This window comes from Pseudomonas jinjuensis, from assembly GCF_900103845.1.
GTDB lineage: Bacteria > Pseudomonadota > Gammaproteobacteria > Pseudomonadales > Pseudomonadaceae > Pseudomonas > Pseudomonas jinjuensis.
The window spans coordinates 18,783-38,756 of record NZ_FNIJ01000015.1; the positions used below are offsets into that span (position 1 = coordinate 18,783).

The window sequence follows — 19,974 nt, forward strand, 5'->3', positions numbered from 1 at the left end:
ATTACGCAGCTTTCCCGACAGGTATCAGCATGGATGCAAACGATCTCCCCCCGAACCTGCCGGAGTCCGGCCTCGCCCTGCTGGCGAACATCCTGGCCCTGGCAACCCGCAACATGTCCAACATCAGCGCGCTGGTCACCCAGCTCTCGGTGGAACTCAGCCAGAGCGCCGATCCGCATCTGCAGCGGGTCGGGCAGAACGTCCTCGGCGACATCGCCCATCTGGCCGGCGACCTGGACAGCCAGTGGGAGCTGATCGGCTCGCTGTCGCGCTATTTCCCGCCGTGGCAGCAGGTGCAGGCGCAGAGCCCGGAACTGATCACCGAAATCCACATCACCGAGCTGCCCACCGCCGAATAGGCGCTGCGGTTGATCGGGATCGGCCATGGGTCCGGCGTTGGCGGCTAGCCTGAAGGGAGTTTTCCCTGAAGGAGTCCCTCCGATGAAAGCCCTGGTCTATCGCGGTGTCGGTGACATCGCCCTGGAAGAACGCCCCGATCCGCAACTGCAGCAGCCCGGCGACGCCGTGGTGCGGCTGGTGAAAACCACGCTGTGCGGCACCGACCTGCACATCATCAAGGGCGATGTGCCGACCTGCGAGCCCGGCCGCATCCTCGGCCACGAGGGGATCGGCGTGGTCGAGCAGGTCGGCGCGGCGGTCAGCCAGTTCAAGCCCGGCGACCGCGTGCTGATTTCCTGCATCAGCTCCTGCGGCAAGTGCGATTTCTGCCGCAAGGGCATGACCTCGCACTGTCGCACCGGCGGCTGGATCCTCGGCCACCTGATCGACGGCACCCAGGCCGAGAAGGTGCGTATTCCCCATGCCGACACCAGCCTCTATCACATCCCCTCCGGGGTGGAGGAGGAGGCGATGGTGATGCTCAGCGACATCCTGCCCACCGGCTTCGAATGCGGCGTGCTCAACGGCCGGGTGCAGCCGGGCGGCAGCGTGGCCATAGTCGGCGCCGGGCCGGTGGGGCTGGCGGCGCTGCTCACCGCGCAGTTCTACTCGCCGGCGCGGATCATCATGATCGACCTCGACGACAACCGCCTGGAAGTGGCCCGGCGCTTCGGCGCCAGCGACTGCCTGAACGCCGGCGACGGGCAACTGGTGGAAAAGGTCATGGCGCTGACCGGCGGCCTCGGCGTGGACAGCGCCATCGAGGCGGTCGGCGTGCCCGCGACCTTCACCCTCTGCGAATCGATCATCGCCCCCGGCGGCGACATCGCCGTGCTCGGCGTGCACGGCAAGCCGGTGGAGCTGCACCTGGAGCGGCTGTGGTCGCACAACATCACCCTGCGCACCCGCCTGGTGGACGCGGTGACCACGCCGATGCTGCTGAAGAGCGTGGAGGCCGGCAAGCTGCAGCCGGAGCAGCTGATCACCCACCACTTCGCCCTGGCGGACATCCTCGAGGCCTATGACACCTTCGGCAAGGCGGCGGAGAACAAGGCGCTGAAGATGATCATCGAGGCGTGAGGAAAGGCCTTTTCGCGGGCATGGCCCGCTCCTACAGGGGGCGTCCAGGCCCGCGGTTCCTTATCGTTCCCACGCTCCCGCGTCCATCCCCTACGACCAACGATTCCTTGACCCCGGACAAACGCGGGTATATACACGCATCATGCTGAAGACCCAATGCCTCTGCACCAAGCTGCGCCGTGCCGCCCGTGGCGTCACCCGCATCTACGACGACGCCCTGCAGGAGATCGGACTGACCACCGCGCAGTTCTCCCTGCTGCGTCATCTGGCGCGCCTCGACCAGCCGAGCATTTCCTGCCTGGCCCAGGCGATGGGGCTGGATCGCAGCACCCTGGGGCGCAACCTGCGGCCCCTGCAGGCGGAGGGGCTGGTGAGCCTGGGCGACGACGGCGCGGACCAGCGCAATCGCATCGTCGTGCTGACCGCCGCTGGCCGCCAGCGCCTGCAGCAGGGCGAGCATGCCTGGCATTCCGCGCAGCAGCAGGTGGCCGACCGCCTGGGCGAAGAGCGGCGGGCGCAGTTGATGGCCTTGCTGGATGAACTGGAGAACCTCGGCTGAGCGGAATGCCCGGCGGGGGATGATCAACGATAGGTGCGGGTATATACCCGCAAGATGGAGTGGCCGATGACCAGCCAATCGCGTGCGGGCTTCTGGATTCTGTTGTCCGGTGCCCTGATCCTTGCCCTTTCACTGGGCATCCGCCATGGCTTCGGCCTGTTCCTGGCGCCGATGAGCGCCGAATTCGGCTGGGGGCGCGAGGTGTTCGCCTTCGCCATCGCCCTGCAGAACCTGATCTGGGGCATCGCCCAGCCGTTCACCGGGGCGCTGGCCGATCGCTTCGGCGCGGCGCGGGTGGTGGCCGTCGGCGGGCTGCTGTACTGCCTGGGGCTGGTCCTGATGGGCTCGGCGGAATCGGCGAGCAGCCTGTCGCTGAGCGCCGGCCTGCTGATCGGCATCGGCCTGTCCGGCACCTCCTTCTCGGTGATCCTCGGCGCGGTGGGCCGCGCGGTGCCGATCGAGCAGCGCAGCCTGGCGATGGGCATTTCCGCCGCCGCCGGCTCCTTCGGCCAGTTCGCCATGCTGCCCGGCACGCTGGGCCTGATCAGCTGGCTGGGCTGGTCGGCGGCGCTGCTCGCCCTCGGCCTGCTGGTGGCGGCGATCGTCCCGCTGGCCGGGCTGATGCGCGACAAGCCGCTGCCGGTGCAGGGCCACGAGCAGACCCTGGGCGAGGCGCTGCGCGAGGCCTGCAGTCACTCCGGTTTCTGGCTGCTGGCGCTGGGCTTCTTCGTCTGCGGCTTCCAGGTGGTGTTCATCGGCGTGCACCTGCCTGCGTACCTGGTCGACAGCCATCTGCCGGCCACGGTCGGCACCACGGTGCTGGCGCTGGTCGGGCTGTTCAACATCTTCGGCACCTACATCGCCGGCTGGCTCGGCGGACGCTTTTCCAAGCCGCGCCTGCTCACCGCGCTGTACCTGATCCGTGGGGTGGTGATCCTGGCCTTCGTCTGGACGCCGCTGAGCGTGTGGACGGCCTACGCCTTCGGCATCGCCATGGGCCTGCTGTGGCTGTCCACCGTACCGCTGACCAACGGCACCGTGGCGACCCTGTTCGGCGTGCGCAACCTGTCGATGCTCGGCGGCATCGTCTTCCTGTTCCACCAGATCGGCGCCTTCCTCGGCGGCTGGCTGGGCGGCTACGTCTACGACCATACCGGCAACTATGATCTGGTATGGCAGGTGTCCATCCTGCTCAGCCTGCTCGCCGGGCTGCTCAACTGGCCGGTGCGCGAACGTCCGGTGGAACGTTTGCGCGAGATGGAGGCGGCATGACCCGCACTCGCCTGTGGCTGCTCTTCGCGGTCGGCACCGCGCTGCTGCTCGGCCTCGCCTGGTGGGGCTGGCAGCGCGGCGGGATGGCGCTGATGCAGCTCGGTTTCGGCTGCTGAAAGGTTTGCCGCTGGGGCGCGGGCAGGGTAGCGTGGCGGAAATCACCGGAGGACTTTCGTCATGCGTGCCGTCCTGTCATTGCTCGCCCTTGCCCTGCTTCCGCTGACCGTCGCGCAGGCGGCGGATTGCCCGCCGCTGCTGCAGGGCGAACTGATGAAGCTGCGCTCGAAGGAGTCGCTGGATCTCTGCAAGCTCTACGCCGGTAAGCCGCTGGTGGTGGTGAACACCGCCAGCCACTGCGGCTACACCCCGCAGTTCAAGGGGCTGGAGGCGCTCTACCAGCGCTACAGGGACCAGGGGCTGGAAGTGCTGGGCGTGCCGTCGGACGACTTCAAGCAGGAGGCCGCCAGCGACGTCGAGACCGCCAAGGTCTGCTACGGCAACTACGGCGTGACCTTCAACATGACCGCCGTGCAGCACGTCACCGGCGACGAGGCGATCCCGCTGTTCCGCGAGCTGCGGGAGCAGAGCGGCCAGGAGCCGCGCTGGAACTTCTTCAAGTACGTGGTGGACCGCCAGGGCAGGGTGGTCGGCCAGTTTTCCAGCAAGACCACGCCGGACGATCCTGCGCTGCAGGCCGCGGTGGAGAAGGCGATCGCCAGCCAGTGAGGCGAGGCGGAAACGAAAAAGCCGGGAACGAGTCCCGGCTTTTTCATTTGCGTCGCTATCAGAAGCGATAGGTCAGCTGGGTGCCCAGGATGTGCGCCGTGTTGTCGTACTTGGCGTGGTAGGCCGGCTGCAGGAGCGGATTGTCCCCGGCGGGGTGATTCACGCCGGCAGTGTTCTCCCACAGGTAGCCGTAGGCGACGTCGATGGTCAGGTCGTCGTTCGGCGAGTAGCCGGCGCCCAGGGTGAAGACCTTGCGGTCGCCCACCGGGATGCGCACGGTGCGGTCCTCGTTGCTGGTCGGCGACGGGTCGTAGGCGAAACCGGTGCGCAGCACCCACTGCTTGTCCAGTTGGTAGGACGCACCGATGGCGCCGGACCAGGTGTCCTTCCAGTTCAGCTCTTCGCTAAGGGTGCCGAAATTCCCCTGGAAGGGCGGCAGCAGTCCGCTGTTCTGCACTTCGATGGACTGCAGGCGGCTCCAGCGGGTCCAGGTGGCGCCTGCATAGAGGGTCCAGCGATCGTCCAGCCTGTGGGTGATGGAGGTATCCACCGATTCCGGCAGGGTGACGTCCAGCTGGGCATCGTACTTGCCGCTCAGCAGGTCGCCGCCGAGAGCCGGCGGAGCGTTGCGGATCTTGGTGTCGCCTTCCAGCTCGTACTTGACCCGCGAGTGGTAGGTCGCACCCCAGGTGGTGTCGTCGCTCAGGTCGACCATCACGCCGAGGTTGAAGCCGGTGGCGACGTCGTCGCCCTTGATGCGGATGGCGGTGTCGCCACCGTTGCCACCCAGTGCGGCCGGGATGACGGCGGTGTTCAGGTCGCTGTCCAGCTGGCCGTCGATGCGGTTGATGGTCGGGCCGAAGCCGACGGAGACGCGATCGTTGAACTTGTAGGCCAGGGTCGGCTGGATGGTGATCACGCGGATACGGCTGTTGGAACCGTGGGAACGACCGGCGAAGCTGCTTTCGTAGTCGTTGACGATGCCGTAGGGCGCGTAGATGCCCAGGCCGAAGGTGACCTTGTCGTCCAGCGGAGTGGAGAAGTAGCCGAACGGCACCGCGCTCAGCGGGACCGAATCGCCCTTGCTGGTGCCGAAGGCGCCGGTGGAACTGCGCGAACCGCCCTGGGCGTCGCTGATGTCGTCCTTGGCGGCGACCAGCGCCAGACCGCCGCTGACCTCGGTGCGCTTGAGCTTGCTCAGGCCGGCCGGGTTGCCGTAGAGGGTGCTGGCGTCGATGGGGGTCGAGGCGCGGCCGGCGTACGCGGTGCCGGCGGTGCTGACGCTCTGTTCGTTGATCGCGAAGCCGTTGGCAAGAACTTGCCCGGAGAGGGCGCCAATGGTCAGTGCCAGGGTGGATTTAAGCCACGTTGTTTTCATTGTAAGAGCAACTCCTGTGGTTAACGCCGCGCAAGCTACCAAGATTTCCAGTCGATTGGTAGTAGGCTAAGTTGTGCTCTATTTCGGGGTATTGAGCAGAAACGGCGACTATCTAAGGCTTTGTTGCGGTGAAATTGATTCTGACCGTTTGGTCATTTAATGAATCTCATGCGGCCAGGCTCAGGTTGCCGATGAAGTTCTGCCAGGCATCGGTGAAATCGTGCAGGCAGCCATTGGGATGGAACACCCGCCGCCAGATGCGCGCCTGGCCGAGATGGTCGCTGGCGTGGGGCAGCGGCAACTGTTCGGCTTCGATCAGCATCCAGGCGATGGCGGTGCTGTAGCGCAGGTTGACGGTCAGCTCCAGGTGCGGCGCAGCGAGGAAGGCGTGCTGGCTGGCCAGGCCGCGGACCCGGCTGGCGAGGTCCGGATCGAGCGCAAGGTAGCGGTCCCAGAGGCTCTGGTGGCGGCGTTCGCTGATGCGGAACAGGCCGTGTCCGTGACGATCGTCGAGGGCGCTGCCGAGGGCCGACTGGCACGCCGCGGTACCGAGCAGCAGCGCCTCGGCTGCGGCACTGTGACGCTCCAGGTAGAGGAGGGTAGGGCGGATCACGTGCTGGCACAGATCGCTGGCGGCAATTCCCATATCGGCCTCGTCTTCTGAATTAGACGGCGGGGCTGGGCGGCATTGGCAGCTTCTGATCGTTCTCCTGGGCCCCGCCGTAAGCGGACTTAGCCGCTCGATTTGAAGTGTAGTGCGATCTTTGTGCTGTAAAGGCCTGTTTTTAAATTGTTTTGATTCTCAGGTTATTTCCCATATGCCCTGCGGAAATTAACCGGCGGTTCATGACACTCGAATTGGCAGCGCGCAGGGCGGGTGCGACCCGCCGGATTCCGCGTGTGGAAACGGCGGGTTGCACCCGCCCTGCGGGACTGCGGTTCAGTCGCCGGTGGCGACCGGGTGCCGCGCATCGGTGATCCATTCGCTCCAGGAACCCGCATACAGGCGCCCCAGGGGATAGCCGGCGAGGCTGAGGGCGAACAGGTTGTGGCAGGCCGTCACCCCCGAGCCGCAGTAGGCCACCAGCTCTTCCGCCGGGCGCCCGCGCAGCAGGGCGGCGAAGCGCTGGTGCAGCTGTTCCGCCGGCAGGAAGCGGCCCTCGCCATCGAGGTTGTCGGTGAAGGCCGCGCATTGGGCGCCGGGGATATGCCCGGCGACCGGGTCGATCGGCTCCACCTCGCCACGGAAGCGCGGCTGGGCGCGGGCATCGATCAGCGGCAGCTGCGGGTCGTTGAGCAGGGCGCCGAGTCCGGCGGCGTCGATCAGCAGGCTGTCGTCCGGCTCGCCTTCGAAATCCCCCGGGATGATGGTGATTTCCGCCGTGGTCAGCGGCAGGCCGGCGGCGCGCCAGGCGGCCAGGCCGCCGTCCAGCAGGTAGACGCCATCGCGCTTGCCGAGCCACAGCAGCAGCCACCAGGCGCGGGCGGCGAAGGCGCCGGGGCCGTCGTCGTAGAGCACGATCTGGCTCTGGTTATCCACACCCCAGGCCCGCAGGCGCTGCACCAGTTCCGCCGGGTCGGGCAGCGGATGGCGGCCGGTGACGCCCTTGATCACCGGGCCGGACAGGTCCTGCTCCAGATCGGCGTAAAGTGCGCCGGGGATGTGGTTCTCCAGATGGGCGCGGGCGCCGTAGCCGGGATCGTCGAGGGAGAAACGGCAGTCGAGGACCACCAGGTCGGGGTCCTCCAGGCGGGCAGCCAGATGCTGCGGGCTGAGCAGGCGGGCGAGGGGCATGGACGGGCTCCTGTGTCGTGTCGGGATCGTCTGGCATCATAAGGCCTGTTCGACGACTTTCGCTGCGCTCCCCGGTTCATTGGGAGTTTCCGCGTGTCGGGCCTTCAGCCGCTTGACCATCGTCCGTCCCGCAGCGACCGCTGGCGCCGAAGTGATCCCGGGTCGCCCCTGCGCAACTATTCTCGCTTGAAGAGGCCCGCATGCGCGCGGCCGGCTCTATATAATGCGCCGCACTTGAAACCTGGGAGATGTTCGTGAGCGCACTCGATATCCAGTGGATTCGCGACGATGCCAGCCTTGCGCAGCAATGCCGGGACTGGAAGCAACGGCCGTACCTCGCCCTCGATACCGAGTTCATGCGTGTCGATACCTTCTATCCGGCAGCCGGCCTGGTGCAGGTGGGCGACGGCGAGCGGACCTGGCTGGTCGACCCGCTGCTGATCCGCGACTGGTCGCCGTTCGCCGCCGTGCTCGAAGCGCCGGCGGTGGTCAAGGTGTTCCACGCCTGCGGCGAGGACCTGGAAGTGTTCCAGCGCCTGACCGGCAGCCTGCCGCAGCCGCTGTTCGACACCCAGCTGGCCGCCGCCTACCTGGGCATGGCGCATTCCATGGGCTACTCGAAGCTGGTCAAGGAACTGCTCGACGTCGACCTGCCCAAGGACGAGACCCGTTCCGACTGGCTGCAGCGTCCGCTCACCGACATGCAGGTGCGCTACGCCGCCGAGGACGTGCAGCACCTGGCGGAAATCTACCTGAAGCTCGACGCCCGCCTGAGCGATGAGAAGCGCGCCTGGCTGCTGGCCGACGGCGCCGACCTGGTGCGCAACCAGACCCGCGTCAGCGACCCGCAGGAGGCCTACCGCGACGTCAAGCTGGCCTGGAAACTGGCTCCGGCGCAGCTGGCGGTGCTGCGCGAACTGTGCGTCTGGCGCGAGGAACAGGCGCGCCTGCGCAACCGGCCGCGCAACCACGTGCTGCGCGAGCACACGCTGTGGCCGCTGGCGCGCCTGCAGCCGCGCGACAAGGTCGCCCTGGCGCGCATCGAGGACATGCACCCGCGCACCGTGCGCCAGGACGGCGACAGCCTCATCGCGCTGATCGCCCACGCCGCCGCGCTGCCGCCCGAGACCTGGCCCGAGGCCCTGCCCGAGCCGCTGCCGCGCGAGGTTTCGGCGCTGCTCAAGCAGCTGCGCGCGATCGGCCAGCGCGAGGCCGAGCGCCTGGACATGGCGCCGGAGCTGATGCTGCGCAAGAAAGTCCTCGAAGCCCTGATCAAGACCGGCTACCCCAACGGCCCCTACCGGCTGCCCGATTCCCTGCAAGGCTGGCGCCGCGACCTGATGGGCCAGGCCTTGCTGGACTGTGTGAATACCGCGGAGACCCCATGAAACGCATCTGCTCCATCTACAAGAGTCCGCGCAGGAACGAGATGTACCTGTACGTCGACAAGCGCGATGCCCTGCAACGCGTGCCCGAGGCGCTGCTGGCGGCCTTCGGCGCACCGCAGCACTGCTTCGACCTGCTGCTGACCCCCGAGCGCCAGCTGGCGCGGGAAGACATCGGCAAGGTGCTGGAAAACATCGACAAGCAGGGCTTCCACCTGCAGATGCCGCCGGCCGAGGACGAATACATCGAGCACCTGCCGGAAGAGCTGTTGCGCATGAACGACCCGCTCTGAGGTTTCTTCGACAGTGTCATGGCGATGGCACTGTGCAGGCTCGCGGCTTGGGAGCATTATGGGCAGGCAAACGGAGCGCTACGGAACATTCTGACAAGGGTCGTGTCTATTTCCGTCATTTTTGCCGCTCGCCCTTTCGCCGAATCCACAGGGATGACTTCATGAAGCGAATCACCATGTACCCGATGCTGCCGTCCAGGCCAGCGGTTAGTGCGGTCTAGATCATGCGAGTGCTCATTCTCGATCGTGAACACAAGCTGTACGCCGCCCTGGTCGCCGCGGCCGAACCGGAGCTCAAGCTGGTTTCCGGCGCCAATCCCGACGCCCTGCAGGACGAAGCCGCCACCTGCCCGGTGTGGCTGGGCGAGCCGGACCTGGTCGCACGGATGCTGCGCAAGGGCGTGCACCCGGTGTGGGTGCAGTCGACCTGGGCCGGCATCACCCCGCTGCTCGCCGACGACCTGCCCAAGGACTACGCGCTGACCCGCGCCGTGGGCATCTTCGGCCAGGTGATGAGCGAATACCTGCTGACCTACCTGCTAGCCCACGAGCGGCAGATGCTCGGCCGCCTGGCCAGCCAGGTCGGCGCGCAGTGGGACGACCGCCTGCCGGGCAGCCTGCATGGCCGGCAGATACTCATCGTCGGCACCGGCGAGATCGGCCAGGCGGTGGCGCACATGCTGCTGCCGTTCGGCGTCGAACTGGTCGGCGTGGCGAAGACCCCGCGCCAGATCTCGCCGTTCCAGCGCATGGGTTCGCTGGACGACCTGCCGCGGCTGGTGCAGACCGCCGACTACGTGGTCAACCTGCTGCCGGATACCGCCGATACCCGCGACATCTACAACCTTGCGCTGTTCAACCGGATGAAGCCCGGCGCGCTGTTCATCAACGCCGGGCGCGGCACCTCGGTGGTGGATGCCGACCTGACCGCCGCGCTGGAGGCCAACCAGCTGGCCGGCGCGGTGATCGACGTCTGCCGCCAGGAACCGCTGCCGGCCGACCATCCGTTCTGGCACACCCCGCGCCTGCTGCTCACCGGGCACACCGCGGCGCCGACCCTGCCGGGGCCGATGGTGCAGCTGTTCCGCGACAACCTGGCGCGCTTCTGGGCCGGGCAGGGCATGCGCGGCGAAGTGGATTTCACCCGCGGCTATTGATCAATAAATAGCCAATGGTCGCCTGCGCTTGGCCGGCGACCATTGCGGGCATAGACTTGGCGCCCCCGTGAAATGCCCCCACAAAGAAAATGGCCGCCAAAGTCGAACCCTTCTGGAAACGCAAGACCCTCGCCCAGCTCGATCAGGATGAATGGGAGTCGCTCTGCGACGGCTGCGGCCTGTGCTGCCTGCAGAAGCTCGAGGACGAGGACGACGGCAGCGTCTACTACACGCGCATCGCCTGCAAACTGCTCGACCTGAAGACCTGCCGCTGCACCGACTACCCCAACCGCCGCGCCAGCGTGCCCGACTGCATCCAGCTCACCCCGGCGCAGGCCGACGAGTTCCAGTGGCTGCCGCCGACCTGCGCCTACCGCCTGGTTTCCGAGGGCAAGGACCTGCCGCTCTGGCACCACCTGGTCTGCGGCGACCCCGACGCGGTGCACCACGAACGCATCTCCCAGTCCGGCCGCATGCTCAGCGAGACGCAGGTGGCCGAGGACGACTGGGAGGACTATCTGATCTTCCGCGCCGGCTAGACCCGTCCCGAACCCTCCATGCCCGCGGTGGTGCGCGTTTCCGCGCCACTGTGGGTACCCATTCCTGTTTCGCCTCAAAAATTGACGAGAATCATTTTCGATTGAGATTGATTCTCTTATTCTGCGCCGCAACTTTTTCCACCGGCTGAAACCAGCCGGCGTGGATTCCCTTCAGCCAGCCAGGGCCTCGTCCCAAGCCAGCCGCTAACAGCCCATCCTGTTGGAGTTGAATATGCGCAAGCTGGCCTTGCCCGCTGTCCTTTCCGCCGTGGCGCCCTTCGGTGCCTGCGCGACCGATGCCTTCGAGCTCAATCCGACCACCATCACCGCCAGCCAGACCGAACATGCCGTGGCCGATGCGCCAGCGTCGGTGACCGTGATCAGCGCCGAGGAAATCCAGGCCAAGGGTGCGACCAACCTGCTGGAAGCCCTGCGCGGCCTGCCGGGCATCACCCTGACCGGGCGCCAGGTCGGCGGGCGGAAGAACATCACCATCCGCGGCATGGAGGATCGCCACACCCTGGTGCTGATCGATGGCCGGCGGATTTCCTCCACCGACGACGTGATCGGCCATTCGGACTACCAGTACGGCTGGGTGTCGATGGACCAGGTGGAGCGCATCGAGCTGGTCCGCGGCCCCATGTCGGCACTCTATGGTTCCGAGGCCATGGGCGGCGTGGTCAACATCATCACCCGCAAGGCCACGCCGCAGTGGCACGGCAATGGTTCGCTGCGCGGCGATTCCGGCGCGGGCGATGGCCATGTGCTGTCGGCGCTGGCGGGCGGCCCGCTGGGCGGCGGCCTGAGCCTGGAACTGAGCGCGGAGGACCTGCGCAGGGGCGCCACGCCGCTGGAGGAAGACCACCGCTTCTCGGAAATCGAGGGCCAGGCGCGGCAGACCGGCAGCCTGTCGCTGGGCTACCAGCTGACCGAAGGGCACGACCTGACCTTCGACCTGCTGCGCAGCGACGAGGAACGCTGGCGCCACGATCTGCGGGGCGCCACGGAGTTCCGCGACCAGTACGACATCGACCGCAGCCAGGAATCCCTCGGCTACACGGGGCAATGGAGCCAGGTGCGTTCGGAGCTGCGCTATACGCGCTCGAAGTTCGATGTCGCCAACCGGCGCAGCATGGGCATCGCTACCACCCGGCCGCAGGCGCTGCGCGACGATATCGCCGATGGCAGCCTGGCCTTCGCCCTGGGCGAGCGGCACTTCGTCACCCTCGGCGGCGAATATCGCGAAGAGGAACCGGAGAACGCCGGCCTGGTCGGCGGCTCGGACGAAGCCATCCACCAGGCCATCTACCTGCAGGACGAGGTGTCGCTGGCCGAAGACTGGGCGCTGACCCTCGGCGCGCGGCTCGACCGCCACGAGATGTTCGGTTCGGAGACCAGTCCGCGCGCCTACCTGGTCTGGCGGGCTACCCCGGACCTGACCTTCAAGGCCGGCTACGGCGAGGCGTTCCGCGCGCCGACCCTGAAGCAGATCTCGCCGAACTACGTCGGCGCCGAAGGGCCGCACACCTTCTACGGCAACCCGGACATCCAGCCGGAAACCAGCCGTTCCTACGAGCTGGGCGTGGACTGGCGGCGGGAGGGCAGCGCCTACACCGCCACCCTGTTCCACAACGATGTCGAGGACCTGATCGACTACCGCCTGCTCCGCCAGGTGGGGCCGCGCCGCTTCTACATCTACGACAACATCTCCAGGGCCACCATCGACGGCTTCGAGGCTTCGGCGTGGCAGGCGCTGGGGTACGGCTTCGCCCTTTCCGCCAGCTTCCTCTATCTCGATGCCCGCAACGATGACACCGACGACAAGCTGAACGGCCGCCCGGAGGTCAGCATGACCCCGACCCTGGAGTGGAACGGCGGCCCCTGGGGCTTCCAGCTCAGCGCGCAATACACCGGCGAGCAGTATCTCAGCGGCAACGACGGCCAGGAGAAGGTGCCGGACTACACCCTGCTGAATCTCACCGGCAGCTACCGGGTGAACGACAACCTGAGGCTGCGCGCCGGCCTGCTCAACGCCAGCGACGTGCGGCTGGAGGACAAGTCGCCGCTGTTCGGCTACGCCGAGGCCGAGCGTTCCGCCTACCTGGCGCTGGACATGAGTTTCTGAGGTTTTTCCGGCTGCCGGTCGCGAGGGCCGGCAGCCATTTGATTGTTGGCGAGGGGAGCTACAGGGAATGCGGGTGAGGTTGATGTCGTGGTTCGTCTGGCTGCTGGCGCTGGCCTGCACGCCAGCATATGCGGCGAAGAGCGTGCTGTTCCTCAGCGCGCCGCCACTGCAGGCCGGCAAGTACCAGCGGATGGTCGACCTGGCGCAGGCGCAGGGGCTCGCCATGGATTACCGCTTCGTCAACCAGCCGGGTGCCGCGCTGACCCCGGGCGACCTGGCGAAGCACGACCTGCTGGTCATCGATGCGCCCTATGGCGCCGCCCTGGGCGCGGCCCAGCGGGCGCTGTCGCCCCTGCTGCCGCAACTGCGCACGCCCTGGGTCTGGTTCCGGGCGGATGGCGCCGAGGCCCGGGGCATCGACCCGGCGCTCGCCACGCAGCTGTACGAGTACTACCACAACGGCGGCCCGGCCAACTTCGCCGGATTCTTCTGCCAGCTCAACCGCCAGGTGTTCGGCCTGGGCACGGCGGACTGCGCGGCACCGGTGCGCTATCCGGAGTCGGGCATCTATCACCCGGATTATTCCGCGCGGATCTTCGCCGACCTGGCGGACTACCTGCGCTGGAAGGGCGTCGATGCAGCTGCGCCGCCACCGCTGGTCGCCGTGCTGTTCCACAAGAGCTACCTGGATTCCGGCCTGACCGGCTTCATCGACGAAACGCTGCGGCGGATCGAGAAGTCTGGCGCGCTGCCCCTGGCGTTCTACGTGCCGGCCATGGCCAACGGCGAAATCACCCGCATGCTGTCGTTGCGCGGCAAGCCGCTGGATGGGGTGCTGATCAACACCCAGATCATGCTCAACGGCGAAGGGCGCAAGGCCGAATTCGAGAGCCTGGGCCTGCCGGTGCTCCAGGCCATGCCCTATCGCAAGGGCGAGCAGGCGGACTGGGAGGCCGACCCGGTGGTGCTGGACGCCCAGGACATCCCGTTCTACCTGGCGCAGCCGGAGTATGCCGGGGTGGTCGACCCGCTGATCAGCGCCTATACCCGCAAGGCCGATGGCGACATCGTCGGCATCGACCGGCAGCTGAGTGCCCTGGTGGGCAAGGCGCTGGCGCTGATCCGCCTGCAGCGGACGGCGAACGCCGAAAAGAAGGTGGCGGTGTTCTATTACAACTATCCGCCGGGGGAAAAGAACCTCGGCGCCTCCTTCCTCAACGTACCGCGCAGCCTGGAAACCCTGCTCGCGGCGTTCCGCGAGCGTGGATACGAGGTCGAGACGCGCGACGAGCAGGCGCTGATCGAGCAGCTGTCGGCGCTGCTGGCGCCGTTCTACCGCGACGGCGCCCTGCCGGAACTGCTCTCCCGCGACCTGGCGGAACGGCTGCCGCTGGAGCGCTACGAGGCCTGGTTCGCGACCTTGCCGGAAGCGCTGCGGCGCTCGATCGAGCAGCGCTGGGGAACGCCGGAGAAGGCCGGGCTGCTGGTCAGGGAGGGCGACAAGGCTTATTTCGCCGTGCCGCGCCTGCGCCTGGGCAATGTCGTCCTGCTGCCGCAGCCGCCACGGGGCGAGCGGCTGGACGACCGGGAAAAGGCCCTGTACCACGACACCAAGGTGCCGCCTTCGCACAGCTACCTGGCCACCTATCTCTGGGCCCGGGAGCCGGCCGCCAGCGATGCGCTGGTGCACCTGGGCACCCACGGCACCTACGAATGGCAGCCCGGCAAGGAGCGCGGCCTGTCGGTGCAGGACTATCCCTACCTGGTGGTGGGCGACACGCCAGTCATCTATCCGTACATCGTCGACAACATCGGCGAGGCGTTGCAGGTCAAGCGGCGCGGGCGCGGGGTGACCATCAGCCATGCCACGCCGACCTTCTCGCCGGCCGGGCTGCATGGCGAGATCAACCAGCTTCACGAACTGCTGCACCAGTGGCTGAACATGAGCGAAGGCGAGGTGCGCAACAAGAACGCCGAGCGGATTCGCAGCCTGGCTGGCGAACTGAACGTCGGCAAGGACATGGGCTGGGCCGAGCCGGCCATCGCCGCCAACTTCCCGGCCTTCGTCGACGCCCTGCATGTGCACCTGCACGAGCTGGCGCTCTACCAGCAACCGCTGGGGCTGGCGACCTTCGGCCGCACGGCGGACGAGGACCTGCGCCTGTTCACCGTCATGCAGATGCTCGGCAAGCCGCTGCTGGCCGCCCTGCATCCGCAGGACCCGGAGGAACAGCTGGCCGGCGACTACCAGCGCCTGAAGCAGACCGACGTCTGGCAATGGCTGGACCGGCACGTCCGCCAGCAGCAGCCGGTGGCGGCCGATGCCACCCAGCAGGACTTGCAGCGCAAGGGCCGCGAATACTGGCAGGCGCTGGCCGGCAAGCAGGAACTGCAAGGTTTCTTCGCCGCCCTGGACGGCCGCCACATCGCCACCTCCTACGGTGGCGATCCGATCAGGAATCCCGACAGCCTGCCGACCGGGCGCAACCTGTATGGCTTCGACCCGTCCCGCGTGCCCACGCCGCAGGCCTGGGAGGCTGGCCGCGAGGCCGCCGAGAAGCTGATCGCGCAATACCGGGACGAGCACGGCGCCTTCCCGGACAAGCTGGCGTTCTCCCTCTGGTCGGTGGAAACCATGCGCCACTATGGCGTGCTGGAGGCCCAGGTGCTGGCGGTGATGGGCTTCAAGCCGAAGTGGGATGCCGGCGGCCGGGTCATCGGCATCGAGAGGATTCCTGCCGCGGAACTGCAGCGGCCGCGCGTCGATGCGGTGGTCTCGGTGACCGGCCTGTACCGCGACCATTTCCCCAACATCATGAAATGGCTGGCAGAGGCGGCGCGCCAGGGCAGCGAGCTGGACGAACCCGACAACGCCATCGCCGCGCACAGCCAGGCGGTGGAGCAGGCGCTGCTGGCGAAGGGCATGAACGCCGCCGATGCCGCGGACGCGGCACGGACGCGGATCTTCTCCTCCGAGTCGGGCAGCTACGGCACCGGGCTGAGCGACGCCACCCTGGCCTCGGACACCTGGGGCGAGACCGCTGCCGGCGGCCAGTCCCGCGGTGAAGGCGAGAGCAAGCTGGCCAGCCTCTACCTGGAGCGCATGCAGTTCGCCTACGGCCCGGATTCCAGCCGATGGGGGACGAAGGGCCAGGTCAACGCCTACGCCGAGCATCTCCGCGGCGTGCAGGGCGCGGTGCTGTCGCGCTCGTCGAACCTCTACGGGATGCTCACCACCGACGATCCCTTCCAGTATCTCGGCGGCATCGGCCTGGCCGTGCGCCACCTGAGCGGCAAATCGCCCGAGCTGTTCATCTCCAACCTGCGCGATGCCGACAATCCGCGCAGCGAAACCGCCGCCGGCTTCCTCGCCAGGGATCTGCGCGCCCGCTACTTCCACCCCGGCTGGATCAGGCAGATGCAGCAGGAAGGCTACAGCGGCGCGCTGGAGATACTGGATACCGCCAACAACCTGTGGGGCTGGCAGGTGACCGCGCCGGAAACCGTGCGCAACGACCAGTGGGACGAGTTCAAGGCGGTGTATGTCGACGACAAGTACCAGCTCGGCATGCAGGAGTGGTTCGAGAAGAACCATCCACAGGCCCAGGCGCAGATCATCGAACGCATGCTGGAGGCGGCGCGCAAGGAGTACTGGTCGGCGGATGCGCAGACCCTGCAGCAACTGGCGCAGCGCTGGCAGGAACTGGCCCGGCAGCACGACGCGAGCAGCGAAAACAGCCGCTTCCGCGAATTCGTCGAACAGGCCGCCGCGGGCTACGGACTGAACCCGGCCGCCGCGCCGGCGAACGAGGCGCAGCCCGAGGCTTCCGTGCCGAACGCCGCGCCAACCCGGGAGGTGAGCGGCGTGCGCCTGGAGAAACAGGCGAACGCCGCCGAGCCGGTGCCGGACTGGTCCATGTTGCCGGTCCTGGCGCTGATGCTCGCCGCACTGTTGTCCGGCCTGTGGCGGCAATCGGCCCGCCGCGCCGGTTATCGCTAACGTTCAGGAGTCATTCATGCAGTTCTACATCGAGTCCATGCTCTACAACGCCAGCCAGCTGTTCATGTTCCCGGTATTGCTGGCGGTGTTCCTGCTGTTCCTCTACGCCTTCTACGCGCTGGGCTGCTTCCTCTGGCAGGCCCGCCAGCGCCGGAGCGGCGATGCGCGCGGCTTCGACCTGCTCGCCAGCTGGCGCGGCGATCCGCAGATGAGCGCCGAAGCCCTGGAGACCCTGGCGTTCAGGCGCCTGGAAACCCCGCGCATCGTCACCCGGGTGACGCCCATGCTCGGCCTGGTCGCCACCATGATCCCCATGGGCCCCGCATTGAAGTCGCTGGCCGGAGGCCAGCTGGCCGAGGTCAGCGACAACCTCACCGTGGCCTTTTCCGCGGTCATCCTCGCGTTGGTCGCCGCTTCGCTGACCTACTGGGTGGTCAACGTGCGGCGCCGCTGGTACGCCGAGGAACTGGTGCAGATCGAGCGCGACAAGTCCCACGGCGCCGGTTCCGGCTTGCGCGTCGCCTGGGATGCGGCGGTCCACGACCTGGCCAGGGAGCATGAGTGATGAGCCTGAAGCTGCTGGAAGACGCCGAAGCCGACGACCCGATCCTCTCGGTGGTCAACCTGATCGACGTGTTCCTGGTGATCATCGCCGCGTTGCTGCTGGCGGTGGCGAACAATCCGCTCAACCCCTTCAGCCACGACGATGTCACGGTGATCACCAATCCCGGCAAGCCGGACATGCAGATCATGGTCAAGGAAGGGCAGAAGCTGGAGCACTACAAGGCCAGCGGCGACATCGGCCAGGGCGAGGGCGCCAAGGCCGGGGTCGCCTACCGGCTCAAGGATGGCTCGATGGTGTACGTGCCGGAGTAGGGCTTCGCCATTGTCGTACTGCCGCCTGTCATGGGCGGCAGAGGAGTGGAAATGAACGAGCGACACAGGCAGCGGGAGGGAATCGAGCCCGACAGGCTGCCGAAGGACCGGTCCCGGCGCCGCTGCATCCCCAGCCGCACGCTGCTGGGAGACGCCAGGGAACTGGTGATCGAACACGAGGGGGTCGAGTACGTGCTGCGCCTGACCCGGCAGAACAAGCTGATCCTGACGAAGTGAGCCGCATTGCAGGAGTCAGCTTGCTGGCGAACCTGGCGTAGGAGCGGGCCATGCCCGCGACCGGCGGGTGTCAGCCCGCCAACCCCAGCACCTTCAGCAGGAACGCATACTCCAGCGCCACATCCTTCAGCCCCTGGTAGCGCCCGCTCATGCCGCCGTGGCCGGCGCCGAGGTCGGTCTTGAGCAGCAGCAGGTGGTTGTCGGTCTTGCTGGCGCGCAGCTTGGCTACCCACTTGGCGGCTTCCCAGTACTGCACCCGGGTGTCGTTGTAGCCGGCCACCACCAGCAGCGCCGGGTAGTCCTGGGCGCAGACGTTCTCGTAGGGCGCGTAGCCCCTGATCCGCTCGTGCACCTCCGGTTCCTGCGGGTTGCCCCATTCGTCGTACTCGGTGACGGTGAGCGGCAGCTCGGGGTCGAGCATGGTGTTGAGCACGTCGACGAAGGGCACCTCGGCGATGGCCGCGGCGAACAGCCTGGGTCGCTGGTTGAGCACCGCGCCGATCAGCAGGCCGCCGGCGCTGCCGCCGCTGATGGCGAGTTGCGCCGGCGTGCTGTAGCCCTCGGCGCAGAGGTGTTCGGCGCAGGCGATGAAGTCGCCGAAGGTGTTCTGCTTGTGCTCCAGCTTGCCGGCGCGGTACCAGGCCTCGCCCAGCTCGCCGCCGCCGCGCACGTGGGCGATGGCGAAGACGAAGCCGCGCTCCAGCAGGCTCAGGCGGGCGTGGGAGAACCAGGGGTCGAGGCATTCGCCGTAGGCGCCATAGCCGTACAGGTAGAGCGGCGCCGGGGAGCCGTTGGCGACGGCGTCCAGCACCTCGCGGCGGGCCACCAGGCTGATCGGCACCTGCACGCCGTCCGCCGCCTGCGCCCACAGGCGCCGGCTGAGGTAGGCGTCGGCGTCGAACGGGCCTTCCACCGGGGTTTCCTTGAGCACCTTCTGCTCGCCGCTGACCAGGTCGAGCTGGCGGATCTGCGCCGGGCGGTTCAGCGCCTCGTAGCGCAGGCGGGTCACCGGGCTGTCGAATTCCAGGCTGTCCTGCACGTAGAGGTTGTAGGCCGCGTCCGGCAGTTCGATGCGCCGCGGCTGCTGGCCCCAGGCGCGCACCTCGACGATCGGCAGGCCGCCTTCGCGCAGGCTCAGGGTGTAGGCGCCGGCGCTCAGGCTGACGCCTTCCAGCATCACCTCGTCGCGGTGGCCGATCAGCTCCTGCCAGCGTTCGCGTTGCGGCTGCGCCTCGCCGGCGTGGTAGAGGGCGAAGTTGATACCGCTCTGGTTGCTGCGGATCAGCCACGCCCACTCGCCGTCGAGGCGGCCGTGGTCCGGGTAGTACTCGTGATCCTCCTCGCGCGGCGCGAAGCAGCGGAAGGCCTCCTGCGGCGTGTCCGCATCGAGATGCCAGGCCTCGCTGGTGGTCTTGCTGTTCAGCAGCAGGATCAGCTGGCGCTCGGAACTGGAGCGGTAGCAGTGCAGGAAGAAGCGCCCGTCGGTCTCCTCGAATACCAGTTCGGCGCCTTCCTCGCCAAGGCGGTGGCGGTACAGCTTGTGCGGGCGGTGGGTGTCGTCCAGTTCGCCGAAGAACAGCGTGCGGCTGTCGTTGGCCCAGGTCATGCTGCCGTCGCAGTCCTCGAAGGGCAGGGCGCGCAGCGTGCCGTCGGCGAGGTCCTTGACGTACAGCCGGTAGATTTCGTCGCCGCTGGTGTCGAGGCTGTAGGCGAGCAGCGAATGGTCCGGGCTGATGCTGAAGGCGCCGACCGACAGGTAGCCGTCGCCGGCCAGGGCGTTGGGGTCGAGCAGCAGCTGCTCGGCCGCGGTATCCACCGTCAGCGAGCCGTCCGCCGGGCGCGGGCAGCGGTAGTGGCGCGGGTATTCGTCGCCGGCGGTGGTGCGCTGGTAGTACAGCCACGGGCCCCAGGGCGTGGGCAGCGACAGGTCGGTCTCGCGGATACGGCCCTTGATCTCCTGGAACAGCTGCTCGCGCAGGTCCGCCTGGCCCGCCAGGCATTCCTCCAGGTAGGCGTTCTCCGCCCGCAGGTAGTCGAGCACGTCCGCCGCGTCGCGGTTTTCCAGCCAGGCGTAGGGATCGGCGGCGGCTTCACGGCGGGCGATGGGAGGCTGGGGTATGGACATGCTGGCTCCTGGTGGGGGGTAAAGGGCG

18 protein-coding genes are annotated in these 19,974 nt (G+C 67.5%); 14 read left to right on the top strand and 4 right to left on the bottom strand.

Annotated elements, in window-relative coordinates:
* The first annotated feature begins 29 nt into the window (after nt 1-29).
* The 5 genes from BLR75_RS19770 (at nt 30) to BLR75_RS19790 (ending at nt 4,036) form a co-directional block, all read left to right on the top strand.
* A complete protein-coding gene (locus BLR75_RS19770) occupies nt 30-359 on the top strand; it encodes a hypothetical protein (protein WP_084315505.1) in 330 nt (109 codons plus the stop codon).
* A gap of 82 nt (nt 360-441) precedes the next feature.
* Nucleotides 442-1,479 (top strand): zinc-dependent alcohol dehydrogenase family protein, encoded by a 1,038-nt coding sequence (locus BLR75_RS19775; protein WP_084315503.1) that lies wholly within the window; start codon nt 442-444, stop codon nt 1,477-1,479.
* Between the two features lie 142 nt (nt 1,480-1,621).
* Nucleotides 1,622-2,038: a MarR family winged helix-turn-helix transcriptional regulator gene (locus tag BLR75_RS19780; RefSeq protein ID WP_084315501.1), complete on the top strand. Its 417-nt coding sequence runs from the start codon at nt 1,622-1,624 to the stop codon at nt 2,036-2,038.
* Nucleotides 2,039-2,104: 66 nt separating this feature from the next.
* Nucleotides 2,105-3,310 carry an MFS transporter gene (locus BLR75_RS19785; RefSeq protein ID WP_084315499.1) on the top strand — a complete coding sequence of 402 codons (1,206 nt, stop codon included), beginning with the start codon at nt 2,105-2,107 and terminating at the stop codon, nt 3,308-3,310.
* Between the two features lie 177 nt (nt 3,311-3,487).
* Nucleotides 3,488-4,036, top strand: a complete 549-nt coding sequence (locus BLR75_RS19790) for a glutathione peroxidase (protein ID WP_084315497.1) — start codon at nt 3,488-3,490, stop codon at nt 4,034-4,036.
* Between the two features lie 58 nt (nt 4,037-4,094).
* On the opposite strand, the gene BLR75_RS19795 is transcribed toward BLR75_RS19790, so the two are convergent.
* The 3 genes from BLR75_RS19795 to BLR75_RS19805 all read right to left on the bottom strand — a co-directional run bounded on the left by BLR75_RS19795 (nt 4,095) and on the right by BLR75_RS19805 (nt 7,209).
* Complete coding sequence (locus tag BLR75_RS19795) at nt 4,095-5,414, bottom strand: outer membrane protein transport protein (protein WP_084315495.1); 1,320 nt, start codon at nt 5,412-5,414, stop codon at nt 4,095-4,097.
* A 166-nt stretch (nt 5,415-5,580) separates the two neighbouring features.
* Nucleotides 5,581-6,060 carry a hypothetical protein gene (locus BLR75_RS19800; protein ID WP_084315493.1) on the bottom strand — a complete coding sequence of 160 codons (480 nt, stop codon included), beginning with the start codon at nt 6,058-6,060 and terminating at the stop codon, nt 5,581-5,583.
* Nucleotides 6,061-6,354: 294 nt separating this feature from the next.
* Nucleotides 6,355-7,209: a sulfurtransferase gene (locus BLR75_RS19805; RefSeq protein WP_084313803.1), complete on the bottom strand. Its 855-nt coding sequence runs from the start codon at nt 7,207-7,209 to the stop codon at nt 6,355-6,357.
* Between the two features lie 254 nt (nt 7,210-7,463).
* Here BLR75_RS19805 and rnd point away from each other — a divergent pair, with 254 nt between their 5' ends.
* The 9 genes from rnd to hemP all read left to right on the top strand — a co-directional run bounded on the left by rnd (nt 7,464) and on the right by hemP (nt 17,821).
* Nucleotides 7,464-8,597, top strand: coding sequence for a ribonuclease D (gene rnd, locus BLR75_RS19810; RefSeq protein WP_090416137.1), 1,134 nt, complete (start codon nt 7,464-7,466; stop codon nt 8,595-8,597).
* Nucleotides 8,594-8,887, top strand: a complete 294-nt coding sequence (locus BLR75_RS19815; protein WP_084313801.1) for a YcgL domain-containing protein — start codon at nt 8,594-8,596, stop codon at nt 8,885-8,887. The genes rnd and BLR75_RS19815 overlap by 4 nt, the downstream gene beginning before the upstream one ends.
* Nucleotides 8,888-9,111: 224 nt before the next feature.
* Nucleotides 9,112-10,044, top strand: a complete 933-nt coding sequence (locus tag BLR75_RS19820) for a D-2-hydroxyacid dehydrogenase (protein WP_084313800.1) — start codon at nt 9,112-9,114, stop codon at nt 10,042-10,044.
* Between the two features lie 89 nt (nt 10,045-10,133).
* A complete protein-coding gene (locus BLR75_RS19825; RefSeq protein WP_084313799.1) occupies nt 10,134-10,583 on the top strand; it encodes a YcgN family cysteine cluster protein in 450 nt (149 codons plus the stop codon).
* Nucleotides 10,584-10,815: 232 nt separating this feature from the next.
* The gene (locus BLR75_RS19830) at nt 10,816-12,708 is read left to right on the top strand and encodes a TonB-dependent receptor plug domain-containing protein (RefSeq protein ID WP_084313798.1); all 1,893 of its coding nucleotides are present in this window, start codon (nt 10,816-10,818) and stop codon (nt 12,706-12,708) included.
* A gap of 82 nt (nt 12,709-12,790) precedes the next feature.
* Nucleotides 12,791-16,708, top strand: coding sequence for a cobaltochelatase subunit CobN (cobN, locus tag BLR75_RS19835; RefSeq protein ID WP_084313797.1), 3,918 nt, complete (start codon nt 12,791-12,793; stop codon nt 16,706-16,708).
* Nucleotides 16,709-16,724: 16 nt separating this feature from the next.
* Complete coding sequence (locus BLR75_RS19840; protein ID WP_084313796.1) at nt 16,725-17,273, top strand: MotA/TolQ/ExbB proton channel family protein; 549 nt, start codon at nt 16,725-16,727, stop codon at nt 17,271-17,273.
* A 5-nt stretch (nt 17,274-17,278) separates the two neighbouring features.
* Complete coding sequence (locus BLR75_RS19845; RefSeq protein ID WP_217633623.1) at nt 17,279-17,584, top strand: DUF2149 domain-containing protein; 306 nt, start codon at nt 17,279-17,281, stop codon at nt 17,582-17,584.
* Between the two features lie 51 nt (nt 17,585-17,635).
* Nucleotides 17,636-17,821 carry a hemin uptake protein HemP gene (gene hemP / locus BLR75_RS19850; RefSeq protein WP_084313794.1) on the top strand — a complete coding sequence of 62 codons (186 nt, stop codon included), beginning with the start codon at nt 17,636-17,638 and terminating at the stop codon, nt 17,819-17,821.
* Between the two features lie 70 nt (nt 17,822-17,891).
* On the opposite strand, the gene BLR75_RS19855 is transcribed toward hemP, so the two are convergent.
* Nucleotides 17,892-19,946, bottom strand: coding sequence for a S9 family peptidase (locus BLR75_RS19855; RefSeq protein ID WP_084313793.1), 2,055 nt, complete (start codon nt 19,944-19,946; stop codon nt 17,892-17,894).
* Nucleotides 19,947-19,974: the final 28 nt, after the last annotated feature.

What these genes read in the sequence shown, in the direction of transcription:
- BLR75_RS19770 (WP_084315505.1), top strand. Translation starts at nt 30, where the DNA reads ATGGATGCAAACGATCTCCCCCCGAACCTGCCGGAGTCCGGCCTCGCC.
- BLR75_RS19820 (WP_084313800.1), top strand. Translation starts at nt 9,112, where the DNA reads ATGCGAGTGCTCATTCTCGATCGTGAACACAAGCTGTACGCCGCCCTG.
- BLR75_RS19790 (WP_084315497.1), top strand. Translation starts at nt 3,488, where the DNA reads ATGCGTGCCGTCCTGTCATTGCTCGCCCTTGCCCTGCTTCCGCTGACC.
- BLR75_RS19830 (WP_084313798.1), top strand. Translation starts at nt 10,816, where the DNA reads ATGCGCAAGCTGGCCTTGCCCGCTGTCCTTTCCGCCGTGGCGCCCTTC.
- BLR75_RS19775 (WP_084315503.1), top strand. Translation starts at nt 442, where the DNA reads ATGAAAGCCCTGGTCTATCGCGGTGTCGGTGACATCGCCCTGGAAGAA.
- BLR75_RS19780 (WP_084315501.1), top strand. Translation starts at nt 1,622, where the DNA reads ATGCTGAAGACCCAATGCCTCTGCACCAAGCTGCGCCGTGCCGCCCGT.
- BLR75_RS19840 (WP_084313796.1), top strand. Translation starts at nt 16,725, where the DNA reads ATGCAGTTCTACATCGAGTCCATGCTCTACAACGCCAGCCAGCTGTTC.
- BLR75_RS19785 (WP_084315499.1), top strand. Translation starts at nt 2,105, where the DNA reads ATGACCAGCCAATCGCGTGCGGGCTTCTGGATTCTGTTGTCCGGTGCC.
- BLR75_RS19805 (WP_084313803.1), bottom strand. Translation starts at nt 7,209, where the DNA reads ATGCCCCTCGCCCGCCTGCTCAGCCCGCAGCATCTGGCTGCCCGCCTG.
- BLR75_RS19815 (WP_084313801.1), top strand. Translation starts at nt 8,594, where the DNA reads ATGAAACGCATCTGCTCCATCTACAAGAGTCCGCGCAGGAACGAGATG.
- BLR75_RS19855 (WP_084313793.1), bottom strand. Translation starts at nt 19,946, where the DNA reads ATGTCCATACCCCAGCCTCCCATCGCCCGCCGTGAAGCCGCCGCCGAT.
- hemP (WP_084313794.1), top strand. Translation starts at nt 17,636, where the DNA reads ATGAACGAGCGACACAGGCAGCGGGAGGGAATCGAGCCCGACAGGCTG.
- BLR75_RS19825 (WP_084313799.1), top strand. Translation starts at nt 10,134, where the DNA reads ATGGCCGCCAAAGTCGAACCCTTCTGGAAACGCAAGACCCTCGCCCAG.
- cobN (WP_084313797.1), top strand. Translation starts at nt 12,791, where the DNA reads ATGTCGTGGTTCGTCTGGCTGCTGGCGCTGGCCTGCACGCCAGCATAT.
- BLR75_RS19800 (WP_084315493.1), bottom strand. Translation starts at nt 6,060, where the DNA reads ATGGGAATTGCCGCCAGCGATCTGTGCCAGCACGTGATCCGCCCTACC.
- BLR75_RS19795 (WP_084315495.1), bottom strand. Translation starts at nt 5,414, where the DNA reads ATGAAAACAACGTGGCTTAAATCCACCCTGGCACTGACCATTGGCGCC.